Here is a 22299-nt window from a genome sequence, read left to right on the forward strand (position 1 = left end):
TCGGCATGTGTGAAGCGTTGCGAGCCCCGCGGTCGCGAACGGAGGGTCGATGATGGCACTGCTCGAAGTGGACGACCTCTCCGTCACCTTCGCCCGGCGCGGTCAGCGCACCGTGCACGCCGTCGACGGGGTCTCCTTCTCCGTCGACGCCGGTGAGGTGGTCGGCCTGGTGGGCGAGTCCGGCTGCGGCAAGAGCGTCACCTCGCTGGCGATCATGGGCCTGCTGCCCAAGCAGCCGGGCCTGCGCGTGGGCGGCAAGGCGGTCTTCGACGGCACCGACCTGCTCCAGCTCGACGACCGGTCCCGGCGGGACATCCGCGGCCGGGACGTCGCGATGATCTTCCAGGATCCGCTCTCCTCCCTGAACCCGGTCATCCCGATCGGGTTGCAGGTCACCGAGGTGCTCGCGCGGCACCGGGGGATGCGGGGCGCGGCGGCCGAGAAGGAGGCGGCGGCGCTGCTGGACCGGGTCGGCATCCCCGACCCGAAGCGGCGGTTGAAGGAGTACCCGCACCAGCTCTCCGGCGGCATGCGGCAGCGCGCCCTCATCGCGATGGCGGTGGCCTGCAAGCCCCGGCTGCTGATCGCCGACGAGCCGACCACGGCGCTGGACGTCACCATCCAGGCGCAGATCCTGGAGTTGCTCAAGGAGTTGGTCCGCGACTCCGGCACCGCGCTCGTCATGATCACGCACGACCTGGGCGTGGTGGCCGGCATGTGCGACACCATCAACGTGCTCTACGCCGGCCGGGTGGTGGAGACGGCCCGGCGTCGTCCGCTGTTCCGCGAGCCGCGGCACCCGTACACGGTGGGGCTGCTCGGCTCGGTGCCCCGCCTGGACGCGGGGCGCGGCGAGCGGCTGAACCCGATCCCCGGCTCGGTCCGCGACCTGCTGCCCTGGCCGGACGGCTGCGCCTTCGCGCCGCGCTGCGCCCGGCGGGTCGACGAGTGCGTGGGGGAGCCGCCGGCGCTGGTGCTCGCGCACGACGGGCGCAGCTACCGCTGCGTCAACCCGGCGCCGCTGTCCGGCACCGTGCCCCCGCCGGCCGCCACGGCACCGGCGGCCGACGCCCCGGCCGCCACGGCACCGGCACCCGACGCCGGCGCACCGGCGGCGGACGCACCGGCGGCGGAGGCGACCGCGGGCCCGGTGCCCGCCCCGCGCGAGGAGGAGAAGCCGTGACCGAGAGCGACATCCTCGTCGAGGTCCGCGACCTGAAGGTGCACTTCCCGATCCGGCGGGGGGTGATCCTCGACCGGACGGTCGGGCACGTGAAGGCGGTCGACGGGGTCGACCTGCGCATCGCCCGCGGCAAGACGTACGGCCTGGTCGGCGAATCCGGGTGCGGCAAGTCGACGCTCGGCCGGGCGCTGCTCCAGCTCACCCCGCCCACCAGCGGCGAGGTGGACTTCGACGGCGTCGAACTCACGACACTGCCCGCGGGCAAGCTCCGGTCGATGCGCCGCCGGATGCAGATGATCTTCCAGGACCCGATGTCGAGCCTGGACCCCCGGCAGAACGTCGAGTCGATCCTCACCGAGGGGTTGCAGACCCACGGCATCGGCGGCAACCGCGACGAGCGGCGGCGGATCATCGGCGAGACGCTGGACGCGGTGGGCCTGCCCCGCTGGGCGCTCTCCCGCTACCCGCACGAGTTCTCCGGCGGACAGCGCCAGCGCATCGGCATCGCCCGGGCGCTGGTGCTCGGGCCCGACCTGATCGTCGCCGACGAGCCGGTCTCCGCGCTCGACGTGTCGATCCAGGCCCAGGTGGTGAACCTGCTCGACGAGCTCCAGGACAGCCTCGGCCTGACCTACCTGGTGATCGCGCACGACCTCGCGGTGGTGCGGCACATCTCCGACACGGTCGGCGTGATGTACCTCGGCGCGCTGGTCGAGGAGGCGCCGAGCGACCGGCTCTACACCGAACCGCTGCACCCGTACACCCGGGCGCTGATGTCGGCGGTGCCGGTGCCGGACCCGGACGTGGAGGACCGGCGGGAGCGCATCCTGCTCGCCGGCGACCTGCCCTCGCCGGCCAACCCGCCGTCGGGCTGCCGGTTCCACACCCGCTGCCCCTGGGCGCAGCCGACCCGCTGCGCCGACGAGCGGCCCGTGCTGCGGGAGATCGGCGGAAGCCGGGTCGCCTGCCACTTCGCCGAGCCGATCGCCAGCGGCGAGCTGCGCCCGCACAAGGTCAGCGTGCAGCTCACCCGGCCGGTCGGCGAGGGCGAGGAGCCGCACACCGTCTCCGCCCCGAGCGAGCCCGGCTCGTACGTCTGACCCGCGTCACGGACGCGGTCCCGCGAGGCGGGGCCGCGTCCGTGCGGTCAGCCCTCGGGGCGGTGCAGCAGGGCGACGGCGATGCCGTGCACCGCGTCGAGCCCGGCCGGATCGGCCAGCGCGACCCGGCCGCCGGTCACCGCGTACCACTCGTCGGCGTCCCTGTACTGCACCGTCAGCGTCACCTGGCCGTCGGCGTAGCCGGTGCGCAGGGTCAGCTCGCCGGTGACGACGCCGACCTCGTCGGTCATCACCCCGCCCGGGCCGGGCACGATGTCGGCCGTACGCTCCTGCGCGGCGGTCGACGTGCCGCCGGCGTCGGCGGCCATGCCCGCCCCCGGCACCGCGGTCTCCGTGCCGGCCGCGCCGTCCGCCGTCATCCCGGCCGTGGTCGGCCCGGCCGGCGCGCTGCCGGTGGCGGCCGCCGCGTCCTCCCCGGCGGCGTCCGGCGTCTGCTCCGGGGCGGGGGTCGCCCCGGCCCCGGTCACGGCTTGCTCGCCCATGTGCAGCCCTCCAGCATGTCGGTCAGGGCGGCCTTCTCGGCGTTGGTCACCGTGAGCCGCCAGTGGTGCTTGACCGTCACCCAGTTCTCGGCGTACTGGCACCAGAACGACCGGTTCGCCGGCTTCCACTGGGACGGGTCCTGATCACCCTTTGCCCGGTTGGAGGACTGGGAAACCGCGATGAGCTGCGGCCGGTCCATGTCGTTGGCGAAGTCGCCGCGCTTGGCGTCGTCCCACTCGTCGGCGCCCGAGCGCCACGCGTTCGCCAGCGGCACCATGTGGTCGATGTCCACGTCGGACGGGTCGGTGAGGGCGCGGTCGTCGTAGACGCTCTCCCACCGGCCCGCGACCACGTTGCAGCCGGAGAGCTTGATGTCCTCCCCGTCGCGTTTCAGCACGCTGTCCCGCACGTCGCAGTTCTTGCCGGTGTCCCGCCAGTGCGGGAAGCGCTCCCGGCTGTAGCCCTTCATCGACCCCGCGTTGGCGACGGTGAGCTGGGCCAGCTTCTGCGCGGCGTTGCCGCCGCTGCCGCTCGGCGGGGCGTCCGGCTCGTCGGTGGGGACGCAGCCGGCCGCGCCGAGCGCCAGCGCCGCGGCCAGCGCGGCCGTCACCGCGACGCGCGGTCCTGATCTGGTACGCACAGACGACACCTCTCCAGCTTGGGGGCTCCCGGCGATCCCGCACAGTACCCGGGCATGGTTTCGGCGTTTCGTGGCGTTGCTCATATGGTGCGAGGCAGATTGGACGCCATGACCGGATCCGCGCCCGCGCTCCGCCTGGGCACCGCCCGCGGCCGGGGCTCGCTGCTCGCGGCCGTCCTCGCCTCCGGCATGGTGTTCCTGGACAGCACGGTGGTCAACGTGGCGCTGCCCCGGCTCGGCGCGGAACTCGACGCCACCGTGGCGGGTCTCCAGTGGACGGTCAACGGCTACCTGCTGATGCTCGCCGCCTTCGTCCTGCTCGGGGGCGCGCTCGGCGACCGCTTCGGGCGGCGGCGCGTCTTCCTGCTCGGAGTGGTCTGGTTCACCGCCGCCTCACTGCTCTGCGGCCTGGCCCAGAGCACCGAGTGGCTGATCGCGGCGCGGTTCCTCCAGGGCGCCGGCGGCGCGCTGCTGACCCCGGGCTCGCTGTCGGTGCTCCAGGCCAGCTTCCACCCCGACGACCGGGGCCGGGCGATCGGCGCCTGGTCGGGCCTGTCCGGCGTCTCCACCGCGCTCGGCCCGTTCCTCGGCGGCTGGCTGATCGACGCGCTCTCCTGGCGGTGGATCTTCTTCCTCAACCTGCCGCTGGCCGTGCTGGTGGTGTTCGCCGCGCTGCGCTGGGTGCCGGAGAGCCGGGACGAGGCCGCGTCCCGCACCCAGGGGCCGGGCGGTCGCCGCCGCCGGTTCGACGTGGCCGGGGCGCTGCTCGGCGCGCTCGCCCTGGCCGGCGTCACGTACGCGCTGATCGACGCGCCCGCGCGCGGCTTCGACTCGGCGCCGGTGCTGGTCGCGGCCCTGGTCGGGGTGGCCGGCGCGGCGGCCTTCGTGCTCGTCGAGCGGCGCCGCGGCGACGCCGCGATGCTGCCCACCGGGCTGTTCGGCAGCCGGCTCTTCTCCGTGCTGAACGTCTTCACCGTGCTGGTCTACGCGGCGCTCGGCGGCTTCACCTTCTTCCTCGCCGTGTACCTGCAGAACGTGGTCGGCTGGTCGGCGCTGCTCACCGGGATCGCGATGCTGCCGACGACCGTGCTGCTGCTGGTCGGCTCGGCGCGGGCCGGCGCGCTGTCGGCGCGGATCGGGCCCCGGTTGCCGCTGACCGTCGGGCCGGTGGTCGCGGCGGTCGGGCTCCTGCTGCTGCGCGGCGTCGGCCCGGACGCGACGTACTGGCGGGACCTGCTGCCCGGGGTGGGGCTCTTCGGGATCGGGTTGACCCTGGTGGTGGCGCCGCTGACCGCCTCGGTGCTGGCCGCGGTCGAGGACCGGTTCGCCGGGGTGGCGAGCGGCTTCAACAACGCCGCGTCCCGGGCGGGCGGCCTGCTCGCGGTGGCCGCGCTCCCGCTGCTGGTGGGGCTCTCCGGCACCGGCTACGCGGAGCCGGGCGAGCTGACCGACGCCTACCGGGGCGCGATGCTCTGGTGCGCCGGCCTGCTGCTGGCCGGGGCGGCGCTGGCCGCCCTGCTCGTCCGCCGTCCGCCGCGGCAGGCACCCCCGTCCCCGCCCGGCCGGGGCGGTACGGTCACCCGGTGACGGATCAGAACGAGACGCCCTCCCGCCTGCGCTACCGCCTGCTCACCGGGCCGGACGACGCCGACTTCTGCCGGCGGGTCAGTCAGGCGCTCGCCGACGGGTACCGGCTGCACGGCTCGCCCGCGATGACGTTCGACGGCCAGCGGGTGGTGGTCGCCCAGGCGGTGGTGCTCGCGGACGGCTGGCCGGCCGACGTCACCCCCGTCTGATCATGGGAGCGCCGACGACGCCCCGGCGATCGGGGGCTGTCGGGAAGGGCCCGCCGCCTACGCCGTGAGGCGTCGACAGCGGGCCCTTTCCCGGACCTCAGGCGCGGGCGCGGTTGACGGCGCTCGTGACGGCCTTGATCGAGGCGGTGACGATGTTGGCGTCGGTGCCGACGCCCCACACCGTGCGGCCGTCGACCTCGCACTCCACGTACGCGGCGGCCTGCGCGTCGCCGCCGGAGGAGAGCGCGTGCTCGTGGTAGTCGAGCACCCGTACCGCCACACCCACCGACTGGAGCGCGTTGACGTACGCGTCGATGGGGCCGTTGCCGACGGCGGTCAGCGAGCGGTGCTCGCCGCCCAGGCCGACGCGGGCCTCGATCTCGACCTTGCCCTCGGCGGTGCCGATGGCGTAGCCGTCCAGGGTGAGCGCCGGGTCGGCCTGGTGGTCGAGCAGGTAGTGCCCGGCGAAGATCTCCCACATGGTGCCCGGGTCGACCTCGCCGCCGTCGTGGTCGGTGACCTGCTGGACCACGCCGGAGAACTCGATCTGGAGGCGGCGCGGCAGGTCGAGCTGGTGCTCGCTCTTCATGATGTACGCGACGCCGCCCTTGCCGGACTGCGAGTTGACCCGGATGACGGCCTCGTAGGTGCGGCCCAGGTCCTTCGGGTCGACCGGCAGGTAGGGCACCGCCCAGGCGTGCTGGTCGATCGGCACCCCGGCCGCCGCCGCGTCCCTGGCGAGCGCGTCGAAGCCCTTCTTGATCGCGTCCTGGTGGGAGCCGGAGAAGGCGGTGTAGACCAGATCGCCCGCGTACGGGTGGCGTTCGTGCACCGGCAGCTGGTTGCAGTACTCGACGGCCCGCTTCACCTCGTCGATGTTCGAGAAGTCGATCATCGGGTCGATGCCCTGGGAGAACAGGTTCAGGCCCAGCGTCACCAGGTCGACGTTGCCGGTGCGCTCGCCGTTGCCGAACAGGCAGCCCTCGACCCGGTCGGCGCCGGCCAGCAGCCCCAGCTCGGCGGCGGCCACGCCGGTGCCCCGGTCGTTGTGCGGGTGCAGGCTCAGCACCAGGCTGTCCCGCCGGGGCAGGTGCCGGTGCATCCACTCGATCGAGTCGGCGTAGACGTTCGGCATCGCCATCTCGACGGTGGCGGGCAGGTTCACGATCAGCTTGCGGTCCGGGGTCGGGTCGACCACCTCGATGACCTTGGCGCAGACCTCCAGCGCGTAGTCCAGCTCCGTGCCGGTGTACGACTCGGGTGAGTACTCGTAGTGGATGTCGGTGTCGGGGGTGTGGATCTCCGCGTACTTCTGGCAGAGCCGCGCGCCCTGCGTCGCGATGTCCGTGATGCCGTCGCGGTCCAGGCCGAAGACCACCCGGCGCTGGAGGGTGGAGGTCGAGTTGTAGAAGTGCACGATGGCCCGGCGCGCGCCGCGCAGCGACTCGAAGGTGCGCTCGATCAGGTGCTCCCGGCACTGGGTGAGCACCTGGATCGTGACGTCCTCCGGGATCAGGTCCTGCTCGATCAGCTGCCGGACGAAGTCGTAGTCGGTCTGGCTGGCCGAGGGGAAGCCGACCTCGATCTCCTTGTAGCCCATCTGCACCAGGAGCTGGAACATCCGCCGCTTGCGCTCCGGCGACATCGGGTCGATGAGCGCCTGGTTGCCGTCGCGCAGGTCCACGGCGCACCAGCGCGGGGCCGCCTCGACGTGGCGGGTCGGCCAGGTCCGGTCCGGCAGGTCGATCCGGAACTGCTGCTGGTACGGCTGGTAGCGGTGGTACGGCATCCGGCTCGGACGCTGCCGGGCGATCGGATCGGTCTCGGCGTCGGTGACGGGTTGAGCCATGACGGAGTGCTCCCCTTGAAACATGTGGCGTCAGCAATCGGAAGGTGTCGGCGAGGTGCCGGGGCGACGGTGCCCGGGCGGTGCCGATGGGAAGTTCGGATGTGCTGGACGGCGCGGTTCGACTCCGCGACGAGGTGCCGGCCTTCAGGCCTCGTCGCGGCGACCAAGGAGGAGGTGCGCCTGCCACATGACAGGGTCACCCTACGTGGTGGGACGGGTCGTGGGAAGGCCGGTCCGGACTATGGGACCGGTGTCACCGCCCCCGGGGCGGTGCGGGACGACCGGGGGCGGCCGTCAGGTCAGCAGGAGTTCGGCCACGGGCCGCCGGCGGCGCAGGCCGGTCTCCGGCCCGAGCAGGTCGGCGGGGAGGCTGAGCGGGTCGCCGAGCTGCCCGACGGCCACCACCACGTGCGGGCGTACGCCGGCCGGCAGGTCGAGGTCCGCGACCAGGCCGGCGCGGTCGAGGTCGACCAGTTGGCGCACGTGCAGGCCGAGCGCCGTGGCCTGCACGGTGAGGTGGGCGACGGCCTGACCCAGGTCGTAGAGGTTCCCGGCGGTCCCCGTGAGGTGGGCGCCCAGCAGCAGCGCCGAGGCGCGCTGCGCCCACCGCTGGTCCCGCGCCGGCAGATTCACCAGGATCCGCTTGAACGTCTCGTCGTCGCGGCGCCCCAGGGCGAACCGCCACGGTTGGGCGTTGCCGGCCGAGGGCGCCCAGCGGGCCGCCTCGAGCAGCGCCGACGCGTGGTCGGTGGCCAGCTCGGCCATCGGGTCGAAGGACCGGGGGCTCCAGCGGAACGCGAGCAGCGGGGTGAGGTCGGCCATGCGACGAGTGTCCCGTACGGGCGATTGAGCCCTTAAGGGCGGGATGTCCGAATGTGGCGAACAGCACCCGTAACGTTCGGCTGGGTCAGGGCGTTCCCGCGCTCGGGCTGTCGGTCGGCTCCGGCGCCGCCGTGCCGAGCGGTTCGCGGTCCACCACCGGACCGGCGAGCTGCACGGTGGCCGGGGCCGGCGCGGGCGGCCCGGCCAGGGTCAGCGTGCCGGCCGCGATCCGCACGGCGGTGGGCGTGCCGTCGCGGTCGTAGCAGTAGATGCCCACATCCAGCGGGGCGTTGATCGAGGCGGAGGTGGTCTCGACCGAGTAGCAGGCGCCCGCCGCGCCGGGCGAGGGCTGGGCGGGGGACACGGCGAGCGGGGCGCGGCGGTCGGTCAGCACGTCCAGCCAGTCGGTGAAGGGGTGCTGCACGCGGGGGTCCAGCCGGCGGGGCACGGCCTCGTCGGGGTCGCCGAGGCGTACGCAGCTCGGCGGCTCGGGCCGGGCGGCCGACGGCAGGGCGCACTGGTAGAGCCCGTCGGCCGTGGCGGCGAACGAGACGTCCGCGGTGCCGCCGAGCGCGCCGCCCGGGATGTCGACCCGCCAGGTGCCGTCGTTCGCGCTGGTCACCACGATCGTGCGGTCCGGGGCGTCCGGGGCGCGCAGCGTGTAGCCGGCGACCAGGTGCCGGTCCTGGGCCGCCGCGGCGAGCGCGGCCAGCTCGTCGCGGGCCGCGTCCATCCCGGCCGGGCCGGGCGTCGGTGTGGGGGGTGGCGGCGCGGCCGGCTGGTCGGCGGCGCAGGCGACGAGGAGCGCCGGCAGGACGAGCGCGAGCGGGCCGGCGAGGCGCCGGGCCGGCCGCGCGGGCGTGCGGATGGCCTCGCCGCCAGCGGCGTGCTGACGATCCCGGCCGCGAGGGCCGGCCGGACTCAGGTGGGCGTGCACCGGGCCATTCTGCGGCCCGGGAGCGACGCGCGGGGGACCCCTCCGGTCCGTCCGCCCGGCGTGTCGCGGGCCACGCCTCCGCCCCACGCCGGGCCGGATCGTGGGATCACCTGACCCGGCGGTGCCGGCCGACCGATACCCTGGACGGGTCTGACACGCGCCGCCGGCTCCGACCGGCGGCGTCGGCACGCTCAGGGTCGTCGCTGGGAGGGAGTGCACCGTCGTGGCACTCGTGGTGCAGAAGTACGGCGGGTCCTCCGTCGCCAACGCCGAGCGGATCAAGCGCGTGGCCGAGCGGATCGTCGCCGCGCGCAAGGCCGGCGACGACGTGGTGGTGGTGGTCTCCGCCATGGGGGACACCACCGACGAGCTGCTCGACCTGGCCAACCAGGTCAGCCCGCTGCCGCCGGGCCGCGAGCTGGACATGCTGCTCACGGCCGGGGAGCGGATCTCCATGGCGCTGCTCGCCATGGCCATCCACAACCTGGGGTACGAGGCCCGCTCGTTCACCGGTTCGCAGGCCGGCGTGATCACCACGTCGGTGCACGGCCGGGCGCGGATCATCGACGTCACCCCGGGCCGGCTCAAGGGCGCGCTCGACGAGGGCGCGGTGGTCATCGTGGCCGGCTTCCAGGGCGTCTCGCAGGACACCAAGGACGTCACGACGCTGGGCCGGGGCGGGTCGGACACCACCGCCGTGGCGCTGGCCGCCGCCCTGCGCGCCGACGTCTGCGAGATCTACACCGACGTCGACGGCGTCTTCAGCGCCGATCCGCGGATCGTCCCCAACGCCCGGCACATCAAGCAGATCACCTACGAGGAGATGCTGGAGCTGGCCGCCTGCGGCGCCAAGGTCCTGCACCTGCGCAGCGTGGAGTACGCCCGCCGGGCGGGCTTGCCGATCCACGTCCGTTCGTCATACTCGACCAACACCGGCACGATGGTCACCGGATCGATGGAGGACCTTCCTGTGGAGCAAGCACTGATCACCGGGGTCGCCCACGACCGCAGCGAAGCCAAGATCACGATTGTGGGGGTGCCCGACGAGCCGGGCGCCGCCGCGAAGATCTTCGACACCGTGGCCGGCGCCGAGATCAACATCGACATGATCGTGCAGAACGTCTCCACCGAGGGCACGGGGCGCACGGACATCTCCTTCACCCTGCCCAAGACCGACGGCCCGACGGCCATGGCCGCGCTCAGCAAGATCCAGGAGTCGGTCAAGTTCAAGGGCCTGCTCTACGACGACCACGTCGGCAAGGTGTCGCTGATCGGGGCGGGCATGCGCTCGCACCCCGGCGTCGCCGCCGGTTTCTTCGCCGCCCTCGGCGCGGCCGGCGTGAACATCGAGATGATCTCCACGTCGGAGATCCGGGTCTCCGTGGTCTGCCGCGACACCGACCTGGACGCCGCCGTGCGCGCCATCCACGAGGCCTTCGACCTCGGCGGCGACACCGAGGCCGTCGTCTACGCGGGGACGGGACGGTAGCGCCCATGTCGTCGCTGCCCACCCTGGCCGTGGTCGGAGCGACCGGTGCCGTCGGCACCGTCATGTGCGAGCTGCTCACCGGGCGCAAGAACGTCTGGGGAGAGATCCGCCTGCTCGCCTCCGAGCGCTCGGTCGGGCGGCGGGTGCGCTGCCGGGGCGAGGAGCTGACCGTCCAGGCGCTCACCCCGGAGGCGTTCGACGGCGTCGACGTGGCGATGTTCGACGTGCCGGACGAGGTCTCCGCGCAGTGGGCGCCGGTCGCGGTCGGCCGGGGCGCCGTCGCGGTCGACAACTCCGGCGCGTTCCGGATGGACCGCGACGTTCCGCTGGTGGTGCCCGAGATCAACCCCGAACAGGTCCGTAACCGGCCGAAGGGGATCATCGCCAACGCCAACTGCACCACCCTCGCGATGATCGTCGCGGTCGCCCCGCTGCACCGCGAGTACGGGCTGCGTGAGCTGGTGCTCGCGTCCTACCAGGCGGTCTCCGGCGCCGGCCAGGCCGGGGTGGACACCCTGCACACCCAGCTCACCAAGATCGCCGGTGACCGGGCGCTCGGCTCCCGTCCGGGTGACGTCCGCCAGGCCGTCGGCGACGAGCTGGGCCCGTTCCCGGCGCCGCTGGCGCTCAACGTGGTGCCCTGGGCCGGCTCGCTGGCCGAGGCGGGCTGGTCGTCCGAGGAGATGAAGCTGCGCAACGAGTCGCGCAAGATCCTCGGGCTGCCCGACCTCAAGGTCTCCGCCACCTGCGTACGGGTGCCGGTGGTGACCGGCCACTCCGTCGCGGTGCACGCGGTCTTCGCCACCGAGGTGGACGCCGAGGGCGCCCGCGAGGTGCTGCGCAACGCCCCCGGGGTGATCCTGGTCGACGACCCGGCCGCCGGCGAGTTCCCGATGCCGATCGACGCGGTCGGCACCGACCCGTCCTGGGTGGGCCGGCTCCGCCGCGCCGTCGACGACCCGCGCGCCCTGGACTTCTTCGTCACCGGCGACAACCTCCGCAAGGGCGCCGCCCTCAACACCGCCCAGATCGCCGAGCTGCTGGCCAAGGAGCTGACCGCCCGCTGACCGGGGTGGGGTTCAGGCGGCGGCCAGGCGGACGCCGTCGCGGCCGTGCCGCTTCACCGCGTAGAGCGCCTGGTCGGCGCGGCGGAGGGTGAGTTCGGGGGACTCGCCGGCGCGGGGGAGGGCCACCCCCACGCTGATCGTGCGGCCGATCCGCCGCGCCGCCTCGGCGAGGCGCTCGGCGATCCGGACCGCCTCGTCGGGCCGGTTCACCTCGATCACCGCCACGAACTCGTCGCCGCCGACCCGGTAGAGCTCGTCGCCGTGCCGCAGCGCCGCCTCCAGGGCCCGGGCCAACCGGACCAGTACCTGGTCGCCGGCCTGGTGGCCGTACGTGTCGTTGACGCTCTTGAAGCCGTCCACGTCGATCGCCAGCAGGGCCGTACGACCGGGGGTGGCCACGGCGATCCGCCGGCCGAACGGCCCGGTGTGCCGCAGCCCGGTCAGCGGGTCCGAGTTGGCCTGCTCGCGCAGGCGGGCGACGGTACGCAGCCGGTCCAGGCAGCTCCACGCCTGGCCGGCCAGCAACTCCAACAGGTTGACGGTGGTCGGGTCGGGCCGCGACAGCCGCTCGTCGGCGACCAGCAGCACCCCGCCGCCGTCGTCGTCGGGCGGGCCGACGGGCACCGCGACCAGGGTGCGCACCCCGGCCCGGGTCAGCGGCCGGTGGTCGGGGACCGGCGGATGCCCCGCCTCGCCGAGCGTGTACCCCACGCCGTGGCGGTGCGCGCGGCTGATCATCCGGCCCAGCGCGGCCGGGCCCGCCTCGGTCAGCTCCGCCCGGATCCGTGACTCGAACTCGCCGGGGGCGGCCGTCGGCGCGCCCAGCCGGGGGCCCTCCGGGCCGGCGAGCACCAGCACGGCGGCGGAGAGGGTGGAGACGTCCCGGGCCGCGGTGATCGCGGCGGCGAACAGGTCCCACTCCGTCGACGCGGCGGTCAGCGCGGTGGCGTGCCGGAGCAGTTTCTCGCTGCGGCTCTCCGCCGGCGGCCCGCCGAGCGCCACGATCCGGGCGCCGAGCCGGGCCGCCACCCGCTCGGCGGTGTCCCGCCACGGGGCCAGGTCGGTCGGGCCGCGCCACTGGAGGTCCAGCACGCCGATCGGCCGGCCCGCCGGATCCAGCACCGGTACGCAGACCTCGGCGGTGACGTCGGGGCGTACCGGGATGTAGTCGGGGTCGTCGGCGACGTCGGGCACGACGGCGGTCTCGCCGGAGGCGTAAACCCGCCCGACGATCCCGGTCTTCGGCGGAACGGTCGAGAAGACCTGCCAGGACCCGGTCGCCGCGACGCAGCGGAGCCGGTCGTGCACCTGGAGCAGGACGGAGATGGTGGCCGGTGCGTGCCGGGCGAGCGCGGTGACGGTCCACTGGCACGCCTCGACCGCGGTCGAGGCCATGGGTAGGCGGACCGTGACGTCACGGATGACTCGCTCGTGATCCACTGGGCACGTCGTTCCAGGTAGGGAGGGGTGTCGGCCGGCGTGCCGGCCCGCACCAAGGGTACTCAGCGCGGCGTCGCGCCGCCCGCGAGCAAGATCGTCCACAGACTTCGTACACATGTGCTATCCACAGGCTGTGGACACGGCCTGTGGGTTCGGCGGGCCGCGCGGCGGGGCTCGCGACGATAGCGTGAAGGTCCCGGTCGAGTGGAGGCACCGATGCTCATCGCCCAGCTCAGTGATCCGCACGTGACCACCGGCGTGCTCGCCGCCGAACCGGCCGTCGGCCTGCACCGCGCCCTCGGCCGGGTGCTGGCGCTGAACCCCCGGCCGGACTGCGTGGTCGTCACCGGCGACCTGGTCGACCACGGCCGCCCCGACGAGTACGCCGCCCTCCGCGAGATCATCGGGCGGTTCCCACTGCCGGTGCACCTGGTCGCGGGCAACCACGACGACCGGGAGTCGCTGCTCGACGCCTTCGGCGGCACACCCTGGCTCGGCGGCGGCTTCTCGGCGTATTACCACGTCGACCACCCGGAGGCGACGGTCGTGGTGCTGGATTCGCTGTTGCCGGCCGGGGACGGCGCCGGCTGCCTCGGCGAGGACCAACTCGCCTGGCTGGACGGGGTGCTGGCCGGTCGGCCGGAGGTGCCGGCCGTGGTCTGCCTGCACCACCCGCCGGTCCCGGTCGGCATCCCCGCCGCCGACGACCTCCGGCTGACCGACGGGGACGCGCTGGCCGAGGTGGTCGCCCGGCACCCGCACGTCGCCCGGGTGGTCGCCGGACACGTGCACCGCCCGGTCACGGTGACCTTCGCCGGCACGGTGCTCACCACCGCGCCGAGCACCTGGCGGCAGAGTTCGCTCACCATGAGCGCGGACGAGCAGATCGGCTGGGTCGCCGAACCGACCGGCTTCCTCCTGCACCGGATCGTCGGGGACGGCTGCGTCACGCACCTGGTGCAGGTCAGCCACGCCGCCGGCAAGACCTGCGGATTCTGACGGGCGACGCCGCAACGGACGCCGCGACGGGCTCCTGCCGCTGACCGGTCCGTCCCGGGTCCGGACAGCCGGGATGGTCGGCACACTCGGTCGTCCTCACACGCCGCCCGGTCATCCCGGCGGGCGGTCGGGCGGCGGGCGTCGCCGCACCGGTTGGGAACCGGTCGACCGGGCGGACGTATCTGCTGCGGCAACCGTTTCACCGTCCACAATTGACCCTGCGCATCGATAGCCTCGGCCGGCCGTCGCGGTTCACGCGCGGCTCATCCGCCGGCTGCGACCGGCCGTCAGTGTGGGGGAATCACATGAGGAAGAGGCTGATCGGGTTCGCGCTGGTGTTCGCCGCCACGATGGGCGGGTCGCTGACCCTCGCCGGCCCGGCCCAGGCCGCCACCCCGGCCATCCAGATCACCAAGGTGTACTACAACTCGCCGGGCACCGACAACCGCTCGAACTCGAGCCTGAACGCCGAGTACGTCAAGCTGACCAACCGGCGGTCGAGCGCGATCAACCTGAAGTACTGGACGCTGCGCGACAAGGCCAGCCACGTCTACAGGTTCTCCGGCGACTTCCGCCTGGCCTCCGGGGCCAGCGTCTACATCCACACCGGCAAGGGCACGAACACGTCGACCCACCGCTACTGGGGCTCGGGCGCGTACATCTGGAACAACACCGGGGACGCGGCGTACCTGCGCAACTCCGCCGGGACCCTGATCGATTCGTGCTCGTGGGGGAGCAGCGGCAGCTACACGAACTGCTGACGTGGGGCACCGGCCCCGGGCGCCCGGGGCCGGTGGTCAGACCGGTGCCGGCGCCCTCGGCCCGTCGTCGTCGGAGGCGGACCGGGCGTCGGTTGGCGGGCGCGACGAGGCGCGGCGGGACCGGGCCATCCGGGCGCGCACCATCTCGTGCAGACGGGTGGACCACGCGGCGAGCAGGAGCAGGAGCATCGCCGCGCCCAGGGCCCAGGCCAGCCTGTCGCCGGTCGTGCGGATGCCGGGAAGGGTGATCGCCAGGGCGAGGGTGGAGGTCCCCGGGAAGATCACCCCCATGGCGAGCGCCTGCGCCACGTGCCCGTCGTGCTTGCGTCGCCAGTAGAAGACCTCCCAGCCGAAGAGGTCGGGCTCGCCGGTGTACCGGGCGATGGCGGGACGCAGCACCTGCTCGATGTACCGGCCGGCGATGCGGATGTCCCGGTACTGGGAGACGACGCTCAGCCCGAGAGCGGTGCTGAGCACCGGCAGGAGCAGGAACATCCGGAGGTCCGCCTTCTCCGAGAGGACGAAGCCGGCGACCGCCGCGATCGCGGTCAGGTTCACCCCGACCAGGGCCTGGTTGTGGTTGGCCTTCCGTTCGATCGTCGCCCGGATCGCCGCCGCGTCCGCCAGGGCCGCCGTCAGGGCCCGGTCGTTCTGCTCCTCGGACACCCTGCCTCCCTCGGCGCGTCACCCCCTCCGGTGTATCAGCGGCCGTCAACAGGAGCCGGCCGCACCGTCTCCACCGCCGGGAGCCGGCGGTCGTCCGATCATCCTCTCCGCCGTACGCCGTCCGTCCCGTCCTTTCTGGACCAGCACACCGACAACCGCGACGATCGGTCGTCCCCTGCCGGGCATGTCGGAAACGCCCGTCCGGACCTCCCCGGGCCGCGGCCGTAACCGCAGGTCTGCGTGCCCGCCCCGGTCGACCGGTGGCCCTCCGCGATGAGAGGCTGTCTCCGACGCGGCCGCGGTCCCCCGCCGCGGCACCGCGACCGAACCCTGCCGACGGCGCGGCCCCGACCGGTGTGAACCATCGCCCGGGCACCCCGCGCCGGCTTCTCACGAGGAGTTCCATGTCCATCCCCGGGATGCGTCGGGCCGCCATCGGCCTGACCGCGCTCGCCGTGGCCGCGTTCGGCGCGGTCACGACCACCCCCGACCAGGCGGACGCCGGCCCGAAGCCGGTCGCCGTCAAGCTGCTCGCCCTCAACGACTTCCACGGCAACCTCGAACCGCCGACCGGCACCACCAACGGCACCATCGCCGGGCAGCCCGCCGGCGGGGCCGAATACCTCGCCACCCAGCTCGCCGAGCTGCGCAAGCGCGCCGCCAAGGAGCAGAACACCATCACCGTGGCGGCCGGCGACCTGATCGGCGCGTCCCCGCTGCTCTCCGCCGCGTTCCACGACGAGCCGACCATCGAGGCGCTGTCGCTGGCCGGCCTCGACTACGCCAGCGTGGGCAACCACGAGTTCGACGAGGGCTCCGACGAGCTGCTGCGCATCCAGAACGGCGGCTGCCACCCGGTCGACGGCTGCGCCGACGGCACCCCGTACGAGGGCGCCGGCTTCCAGTACCTCTCGGCGAACGCGTTCAAGACCGCCACCGGGCAGCCGCTGCTCGCCCCGTACGCCATCCACAAGGTGCAGGGCGTCAAGGTCGGCTTCATCGGCATGACGCTGGAGGGCACCCCGCAGATCGTCAGCCCGCAGGGCGTCGCCGGCCTGACCTTCGCCGACGAGGCGGAGACCGCCAACCGGTACGCCCGCGAGCTGCGCCGCAAGGGCGTCGAGACGATCGTCGTGCTGCTGCACGAGGGCGGCACCCAGGACGCCACCGGCGGCATCAACGACTGCAAGGGCATCTCCGGCCCGATCGTGGACATCGCCAACCGGATGGACCCGTCGATCGACGTCGTCGTCAGCGGTCACACCCACCAGGCGTACAACTGCGACATCAGCGGCAAGCTGGTCACCAGCGCCAGCTCGTTCGGCCGCCTGGTCACCGACATCGACCTCTCCATCGACCGGCGTACCGGTGACGTCATCACCGCCAAGGCCGAGAACGTGGTGGTCACCCGGGACGTCGACCCGGACCGGGCGCAGACCGACCTGATCAACCGCTACAAGGCCGTGCTCGGCCCGGTGGCCGGCCGCGAGGTCGGCCAGACCACCACGGCGATCAAGAAGACCCAGGAGACCCTCTTCGACAAGACCCTGGGTGAGTCCCCGCTGGGCAACCTCGTCGCCGACGCGCAGCTCGCCGCCACCGACGACGAGCAGGGCGCGGTCGCCGCCTTCATGAACCCCGGTGGCGTACGCGCCGACCTCGACGCCGGCCCGGTCACCTACGAGGAGGCGTTCACGGTGCAGCCGTTCGGCAACAACCTCGTGACGCTCGACCTCACCGGCGCGCAGCTCTACTGCGTGCTGGAGCAGCAGTTCGTCACGGGCCGGACCCTCTACCCGTCGTCGACCGTCCGGTACGTCGTCGACCCGGCCGGCACCACCGGCACCGTGGCGGAGCCGTGCGCGGGCAGCCGGGTGGTCCGCGGCAGCCTGACCATCGGTGGCGTGGCGGTCGACGCCGGCAAGACGTACCGGGTCACGGTGAACAACTTCCTCTCCGGCGGCGGCGACGGCTTCACCGTCCTCACCGGAGGCACCAACGTGGTCACCGGCATGATCGACCTGGACGCGTTCGTGGCGTACCTGACCGCGAACTCCCCGGTCTCGGCGCCGGCCCTGGACCGCATCCGCACCACCGCGGAGGTCCCCGCCGCCTGAGGCAGCGGTGCGCAGCCGACGGGCCCCGGAGCATCCGCTCCGGGGCCCGTCGCCGTTGCGGGGCGGATCAGGCGTGGGCGGGGGCCGGCTCGGCGGCCAGCGGGGCGGCCGGCACGCGACCGTCCTGGACCGCCGTCAGCAGGGGGCGCAGGGAGAGCGCGACCAGCGAGGCCACCAGGCAACCGCCGACCACCGCCGCGACCCAGATCCGGCCGTCGGCCGCGCCGATCAGGGGACCCGCCGTGACCGGGCCGATCACCCCGCTGACGCCGAAGATCATCGAACTCATCGCGTTGTAGCGGCCGCGCAGCTCGTCCGTGGCGAGCGCGTTGGTCAGCGCGGGCATCACCGGCGACAGCAGCGTCTCGCCGAAGCCGAAGATCGCCGAGCAGGCCACCACGCCGAGGGCGGCGAGCAGCGCGTTGCCCGTACCGACCACGCCGGCGGCGCCGAGCACCAGCCAGGCGGTCGCGAAGACCGCACCCACCACGGCCAGCCCGCCCGTCCGGCTGCGCCCCTCCATCCGGCGGATGACCAGCAGTTGGGCGAGCACGATCATCACCGTGTTGCCGGCCAGCGCCCAGGCCACCACGCGCGGCGTCACCTCCACCACCCGCACGGCGTACGCGGTGAAGCCCACCTCGATCTGCGCGTAGCCGCAGGTGGTCAGGATCAGGCCGAAGACGACCAGCCGCCGGAACGGCCGGTCCTTCAGCACGGTGAGGTAGCCCCCGGCGGACGGCCGGTCCCCGGCCGGGCCGGCGGCGAGCCGGTGACCCACCCGCGGCAGGCTCAGCAGGATCAGCGCGGGCATCAGGTAGGTGATCGCGTCGAGCACGTAGATCGCCTGGAAGGTGACCAGGCGGGTGGTGTCGACGATCGCGCCGGACGTCAGGCCGCCGATGCCGATGCCGAGGTTGAGCAGGGCGAAGTTCAGCCCGAAGACCCGCTGCCGCTCGTCGTTGTCGGTCAGCGAGGCGAGGATGGTGTTCTGCCCGGACCAGATGGCCGAGCTGCCCATCGCCACCAGCGTCATCACGCCGAACGCCGAGGCGGTCGAGTCGACCAGCGCCAGCGAGCCGGTGCCGACCGCCTCGATCACCAGGCACGGCACGACGATCCGGCGCGCGCCGAACCGGTCGATGAGCGTGCCGCCGAGCGGCGACAGCGCCAGGGTGACCGCGCCGTACCAGCCGATCACCAGGCCGGCGCGCGCGTCGGTGAGGCCACGGACATCGGTCAGGTAGATGAACAGGAACGGCAGGGTGAGGCCGCGCCCGACCGCCGACAGCAGGGTGCCGACGAGGATCCGTCGGGCTTCCGGACGGCGGGGCAGGGCGCGACTGAGCATTCGGCGATTCTGTGCGCCGGGTACGACGACCCGCGAGCCGTTTACGGCCCCGCCCGCGTGCCCGGGGGCGACGCGGTGATCAAGGCCACACCGGGCGGCCGTGCCGTCGGCGGTGCCGCCCCCAACCGTGGCCGTCGGCGGCACCGGGACCGGGCTCGCTGTCGGGCCCGTCTGCGATGCTGTTCGGGATGACCACGACCTGGCGACACCTGCCCGCACCGGCCCGCGAGATCGCCACGGCCGCCGTCGACGCCGTCGCGGCCGCACGCGGGCGCGACCCCGAGGCGTACGACGTGGCGGTGGCCCGGCTCGCGGCTGCCGAGCGGTCCGGTCTGGTCCTCGGCGCGGTGGTCCGGTTGCTGCTGGAGGAGGGCCACCCGGACGGCCTGGACGGCGACGACGTCCGGCAGGTGCTCGAACGCTGCGTGCGGGGCGCGGCGGGGTGGCGGCCCGACGCCGACCCGAACGTGGTGCTCGTCCTGCTGGCGGGCGCCCTCGGCGTCTACGACCCGGACGGCGACGAGTCGCCGCCCGACCCGCCGGCCGTGGCGCGGCACGCGCCGCTGCTCGTGGCCGACCTGCTCGCCACGACCGGCCGGCCGCTCGACGGCTACCTGGCCGCCGCGTTCGCCGAGATCGAACGCACCGAACGCCACGACTGAGCGAGCCGTCCGCCGCCGTCCGAAGTGGCCGCCGCTGAGCCGGTGCCGTTCAGGCCGGTGCCGGCCGTCTGCGACGAGGACGGCGGGCAGCCCGGTCGGGGTCTCACGTGGCCGCCGCCGAGCCGGTGCCGTTCGGGCCGGTGCCCGCCGTCCGCGACGAGGACGGCGGGCAGGCCCGGTCCGGGTCTCAGCGCACGGCGTAGTCGCCGAGCGCCGGTTCGAGCAGGTCGAACGCCCGGGTGCCCGCGTCGGTGAGCGCGGCCGCGACGTCGTCCAGGTCGTCGCCGTCGAGCGTGCGCCGGATCGTCTCGGTGAAGAGGACCCGGTGCACCCCGCCGAGCAGGTTGGCGACGGCGCGCGGCACGACGTCGTCGGGCCCGGCGTGCGCCTCGACCGCGAGCAGGTCGGCCAGCGCCTGCTCGCGTAGGTCGTGGAAATCGCGCAGACGGGCGGTCAGGGTGGGGCTCTCCGCGATCATCCGAACGAACGGCAGGCCGGCGAAGCCGATCACCGGGTCGCGGCGGGCGACGGCCGCCAGGAACTCCCGCCGTAGCGCGGCGAGCGCCGACTCCCCGACGCGCCGCTCGGCCACGGTGCGGGCGAGGGAGCCGACGAACTCGTCGCTCAGGTCGAGGGCCATGTCCTCCTTACGCGGGAAGTAGTTGGTGACGGTCATCTTGGCGACGTGCGCCGCCGCGGCGATCTCGGCGATGGTGACGGTCTCGAAGCCGCGCTCCATGAAGAGGCGGGTCGCCACGTCGGAGATCTTCTGGCGGGTCTCCCGCTTCTTCTGTTCGCGCAGGTTGGGGGTCGGTGAGGTCATGCGCACAGTGTCTCATAGGTTTGACCTAAAATTATGCTTGACACAGAGCTTGTGCTCGACCCAAACTTATGTCGTTCCCAAGATGAGGAGGGCACATGAGTTCGCGCTTCACGCCGACGGCTCCGACCACCGGGCCCGCGCCCGGGATCAACACCACGCGCAAGACGCCGAAGGGTGGCCAGCCCGGCGGCATCCGGGGCGTGCGGGCGACCCGGTTGCCGCACCGACGGGCCCGTTGACGACCTCGCGCCCGGTCCGCCCGTGAAGGTGGGCCGCCCGTGACCCTGACAGCTCGCCCTTCCCGGAGGAGAAACATGAACGTCACCACCACGACCGTCTCCCTGACCGTCGACGACGTCACCGCGTCCCGCGACTTCCTCGTCAGGCACCTCGGTTACCAGGAGAAGGCCGCGGCCGACGGGTTCGCCTCACTGAGCCGGGGCGACGCGGCGGCAGACATCGTCCTGTTGCGACGGGGCATCGAGGTCCTCCCCGAGGACCAGCGCGACCAGCGGGCGTCCGGGCTGATCCTGGCCTTCACCGTGTCCGACCTGGGCGGGGTGCTCGGCCGGTTGGCGGGCGAGGGAGTCGCCATCACCATGCCGTTGCGTGAGGAACCGTGGGGCGAGCGGCTGTTCCAGGTCACCGACCCCAACGGTGTGGTGATCCAGTTCGTCGAGTGGGTCACCCCGGCCGCCGACTGACCCGCGGGTGCCGCCGGACACCCGGCGGCACCCGCGGCGCGCGCCGCGCCGTGGACACGCCCCCGCACCAGCACGTCGCCGCCTCCCCAGCCACCCTTCTGGTGACCGGGCGGTGGCCGCCGCACCAAGGTTCAGGGGGCACGTCCGCCGAGCGGTGTGCCCCCTGAACCTGTGCGCCGGCGGTGGCGGGCGACCGGATGTCCCTGCGCGTCCGGCAGATTCTCGGTCTCGGCGCGCGGTCGCCGCGCACGTTGGGGCATCGAGACGCCTGGCCCCGGAGGCCGTCGCCCCGGAGGCCGTCGCCCCGGACGCCGTCGCCCCGGAGGCCGTCGCCCCGGAGGCCGTCGCCCCGGACGCCGCCGTCTGGCGCGCCGTCGTGCCGGGCGAATGCGGGCGGGCGGGCGGCGCAGCTCAGCCGCAGCCGACGACCGCGCCGGCCTTCTCTCCCGTCGGCCGCTGGATCACCTGGATCTCCTCCACCCCCGGCAACCGGCGGATCGGCGCCAGCCGCGTGCAGTCGAACTCCCTGCCCTCGGTCGTGAGCCGGAACGACTCGGGCATCGCATCGGCCGAGACCTGCGCGGTCATGTCCGGCCTGTCCTTGAACATCTCCTGGAAGTGCTGCCACGCCTGCTCGCGGCCCTCGAACCTGACGCCCTCCACCGGGTCCAGGCCGTGCAGCGCCGACTCGATGGCCGCCTTCTGCTCGGGGGTGGCCTCGCTGCTCAGGAAGACGTTGACGGCGTACTGGTGCTGGTTGCTCCGCATGACGACGAGGACGACCGTGGTCGCGACGACCGCCCCGACGAGCATGGCGACCACGGCGACGAGCAGGAGCAGACCGCGTCGGGGCCGGGTGGGCGGCGCGACCCCGACCGGCGCGGCGTCGACCGGCGCGGCCCTGACCGGCGCGACCCCGACCGGCGCGACCCCGACCGGCGCGACCCCGACCGGCGCGGCGTCGACCGGCGCGGCCCCGCCCGGCGCGGCGTCGACGGGTGACGACTCGTCCAGGGGTGGTTGGGGGAACGGCTCCGACACGGTGGACAGTAAAGCAGTGATGGCCGCCCCACGATGTCCCTGACGGCGCGGCTGCGACCAGGCGGCCCACGCTGAGCCGGGGTGCGGCCCGGCCGCTCGCGTCCTTCGCTGCCTCCGGACGGCGGTGCTCGCCGGAAACGAGTCAAGGCCCCTCCGCGGAGGGGCCTTGACCTGCTGTTACCTCTGGTCGGGGTGGCCGGATTCGAACCGACGACCTCTTCGTCCCGAACGAAGCGCGCTACCAAGCTGCGCCACACCCCGAGGCGTGCCGACAAATAGTAGCCCACCCGGATCGGTGGTCCAACTCGGTACCCCCACCACCCCGCGCCCTGGTGGAGTAGGCCCGAC

At 73.7% G+C, this 22299-nt stretch carries 22 protein-coding genes and 1 tRNA gene; 12 read left to right on the plus strand and 11 right to left on the minus strand.

Features of this window, described 5'->3' with window-relative positions; genetic code table 11:
- Positions 1-52: 52 nt before the first annotated feature.
- Together ACSNOB_RS19715 and ACSNOB_RS19720 are read left to right on the plus strand one after the other, a co-directional pair.
- Positions 53-1183 carry an ABC transporter ATP-binding protein gene (locus ACSNOB_RS19715; protein ID WP_436687979.1) on the plus strand — a complete coding sequence of 377 codons (1131 nt, stop codon included), beginning with the start codon at positions 53-55 and terminating at the stop codon, positions 1181-1183.
- Positions 1180-2283, plus strand: a complete 1104-nt coding sequence (locus ACSNOB_RS19720) for an ABC transporter ATP-binding protein (RefSeq protein WP_393111542.1) — start codon at positions 1180-1182, stop codon at positions 2281-2283. Before ACSNOB_RS19715 ends, ACSNOB_RS19720 begins: the two co-directional genes overlap by 4 nt.
- Before the next feature lie 47 nt (positions 2284-2330).
- On the opposite strand, the gene ACSNOB_RS19725 is transcribed toward ACSNOB_RS19720, so the two are convergent.
- Positions 2331-2786, minus strand: coding sequence for a hypothetical protein (locus ACSNOB_RS19725; RefSeq protein WP_393111540.1), 456 nt, complete (start codon positions 2784-2786; stop codon positions 2331-2333).
- A complete protein-coding gene (locus ACSNOB_RS19730) occupies positions 2768-3427 on the minus strand; it encodes an HNH endonuclease family protein (protein ID WP_436687980.1) in 660 nt (219 codons plus the stop codon). The genes ACSNOB_RS19725 and ACSNOB_RS19730 overlap by 19 nt, the downstream gene beginning before the upstream one ends.
- A 108-nt stretch (positions 3428-3535) precedes the next feature.
- On the opposite strand from ACSNOB_RS19730, the gene ACSNOB_RS19735 reads away from it, so the two are divergent.
- Positions 3536-5014 carry an MFS transporter gene (locus tag ACSNOB_RS19735; protein WP_436687981.1) on the plus strand — a complete coding sequence of 493 codons (1479 nt, stop codon included), beginning with the start codon at positions 3536-3538 and terminating at the stop codon, positions 5012-5014.
- A complete protein-coding gene (locus ACSNOB_RS19740) occupies positions 5011-5223 on the plus strand; it encodes a DUF1737 domain-containing protein (protein ID WP_393111534.1) in 213 nt (70 codons plus the stop codon). Before ACSNOB_RS19735 ends, ACSNOB_RS19740 begins: the two co-directional genes overlap by 4 nt.
- Before the next feature lie 97 nt (positions 5224-5320).
- Here the strand turns inward: ACSNOB_RS19740 and leuA are convergent, their stop codons facing one another.
- The 3 genes from leuA to ACSNOB_RS19755 form a co-directional block, all read right to left on the minus strand.
- Complete coding sequence (gene leuA / locus ACSNOB_RS19745; RefSeq protein ID WP_436687982.1) at positions 5321-7072, minus strand: 2-isopropylmalate synthase; 1752 nt, start codon at positions 7070-7072, stop codon at positions 5321-5323.
- 294 nt (positions 7073-7366) lie between these two features.
- Positions 7367-7894, minus strand: a complete 528-nt coding sequence (locus tag ACSNOB_RS19750; RefSeq protein WP_436687983.1) for a nitroreductase family protein — start codon at positions 7892-7894, stop codon at positions 7367-7369.
- An 85-nt stretch (positions 7895-7979) separates the two neighbouring features.
- Complete coding sequence (locus ACSNOB_RS19755; protein WP_436687984.1) at positions 7980-8831, minus strand: hypothetical protein; 852 nt, start codon at positions 8829-8831, stop codon at positions 7980-7982.
- Positions 8832-9054: 223 nt separating this feature from the next.
- Here ACSNOB_RS19755 and ACSNOB_RS19760 point away from each other — a divergent pair, with 223 nt between their 5' ends.
- Both ACSNOB_RS19760 and ACSNOB_RS19765 read left to right on the plus strand, forming a co-directional pair.
- The gene (locus ACSNOB_RS19760) at positions 9055-10320 is read left to right on the plus strand and encodes an aspartate kinase (protein ID WP_436687985.1); all 1266 of its coding nucleotides are present in this window, start codon (positions 9055-9057) and stop codon (positions 10318-10320) included.
- Positions 10321-10325: 5 nt separating this feature from the next.
- Positions 10326-11387, plus strand: a complete 1062-nt coding sequence (locus ACSNOB_RS19765) for an aspartate-semialdehyde dehydrogenase (RefSeq protein ID WP_436687986.1) — start codon at positions 10326-10328, stop codon at positions 11385-11387.
- Positions 11388-11399: 12 nt separating this feature from the next.
- Here ACSNOB_RS19765 and ACSNOB_RS19770 read toward each other — a convergent pair whose 3' ends face one another.
- The gene (locus ACSNOB_RS19770; protein WP_436687987.1) at positions 11400-12827 is read right to left on the minus strand and encodes a diguanylate cyclase; all 1428 of its coding nucleotides are present in this window, start codon (positions 12825-12827) and stop codon (positions 11400-11402) included.
- A 216-nt stretch (positions 12828-13043) separates the two neighbouring features.
- On the opposite strand from ACSNOB_RS19770, the gene ACSNOB_RS19775 reads away from it, so the two are divergent.
- Both ACSNOB_RS19775 and ACSNOB_RS19780 read left to right on the plus strand, forming a co-directional pair.
- Positions 13044-13826: a phosphodiesterase gene (locus tag ACSNOB_RS19775; RefSeq protein ID WP_436687988.1), complete on the plus strand. Its 783-nt coding sequence runs from the start codon at positions 13044-13046 to the stop codon at positions 13824-13826.
- A gap of 305 nt (positions 13827-14131) precedes the next feature.
- Entirely contained in the window at positions 14132-14587 is a 456-nt protein-coding gene (locus ACSNOB_RS19780) for a lamin tail domain-containing protein (protein ID WP_436687989.1), read from the plus strand.
- Positions 14588-14623: 36 nt separating this feature from the next.
- Here ACSNOB_RS19780 and ACSNOB_RS19785 read toward each other — a convergent pair whose 3' ends face one another.
- The gene (locus ACSNOB_RS19785; protein ID WP_436687990.1) at positions 14624-15253 is read right to left on the minus strand and encodes a hypothetical protein; all 630 of its coding nucleotides are present in this window, start codon (positions 15251-15253) and stop codon (positions 14624-14626) included.
- 404 nt (positions 15254-15657) lie between these two features.
- On the opposite strand from ACSNOB_RS19785, the gene ACSNOB_RS19790 reads away from it, so the two are divergent.
- Positions 15658-17370, plus strand: coding sequence for a bifunctional metallophosphatase/5'-nucleotidase (locus ACSNOB_RS19790; RefSeq protein WP_436687991.1), 1713 nt, complete (start codon positions 15658-15660; stop codon positions 17368-17370).
- A gap of 67 nt (positions 17371-17437) precedes the next feature.
- On the opposite strand, the gene ACSNOB_RS19795 is transcribed toward ACSNOB_RS19790, so the two are convergent.
- Positions 17438-18721 carry an MFS transporter gene (locus ACSNOB_RS19795; protein ID WP_436687992.1) on the minus strand — a complete coding sequence of 428 codons (1284 nt, stop codon included), beginning with the start codon at positions 18719-18721 and terminating at the stop codon, positions 17438-17440.
- Positions 18722-18909: 188 nt separating this feature from the next.
- On the opposite strand from ACSNOB_RS19795, the gene ACSNOB_RS19800 reads away from it, so the two are divergent.
- Positions 18910-19383, plus strand: a complete 474-nt coding sequence (locus tag ACSNOB_RS19800; protein ID WP_436687993.1) for a hypothetical protein — start codon at positions 18910-18912, stop codon at positions 19381-19383.
- Between the two features lie 187 nt (positions 19384-19570).
- Here the strand turns inward: ACSNOB_RS19800 and ACSNOB_RS19805 are convergent, their stop codons facing one another.
- Positions 19571-20206, minus strand: a complete 636-nt coding sequence (locus ACSNOB_RS19805; protein WP_436687994.1) for a TetR/AcrR family transcriptional regulator — start codon at positions 20204-20206, stop codon at positions 19571-19573.
- 95 nt (positions 20207-20301) lie between these two features.
- Here ACSNOB_RS19805 and ACSNOB_RS19810 point away from each other — a divergent pair, with 95 nt between their 5' ends.
- Together ACSNOB_RS19810 and ACSNOB_RS19815 are read left to right on the plus strand one after the other, a co-directional pair.
- A complete protein-coding gene (locus ACSNOB_RS19810) occupies positions 20302-20445 on the plus strand; it encodes a hypothetical protein (RefSeq protein ID WP_436687995.1) in 144 nt (47 codons plus the stop codon).
- A 75-nt stretch (positions 20446-20520) separates the two neighbouring features.
- Entirely contained in the window at positions 20521-20910 is a 390-nt protein-coding gene (locus tag ACSNOB_RS19815; protein WP_436687996.1) for a VOC family protein, read from the plus strand.
- A 411-nt stretch (positions 20911-21321) separates the two neighbouring features.
- Here ACSNOB_RS19815 and ACSNOB_RS19820 read toward each other — a convergent pair whose 3' ends face one another.
- Positions 21322-21951 carry a permease-like cell division protein FtsX gene (locus ACSNOB_RS19820; RefSeq protein WP_436687997.1) on the minus strand — a complete coding sequence of 210 codons (630 nt, stop codon included), beginning with the start codon at positions 21949-21951 and terminating at the stop codon, positions 21322-21324.
- Positions 21952-22135: 184 nt separating this feature from the next.
- Positions 22136-22212 (minus strand) — tRNA-Pro (locus ACSNOB_RS19825).
- Positions 22213-22299 lie beyond the last annotated feature (87 nt).

This window comes from Micromonospora sp. URMC 106 (assembly GCF_051386395.1).
In the GTDB taxonomy this organism is placed as follows: domain Bacteria; phylum Actinomycetota; class Actinomycetes; order Mycobacteriales; family Micromonosporaceae; genus Micromonospora.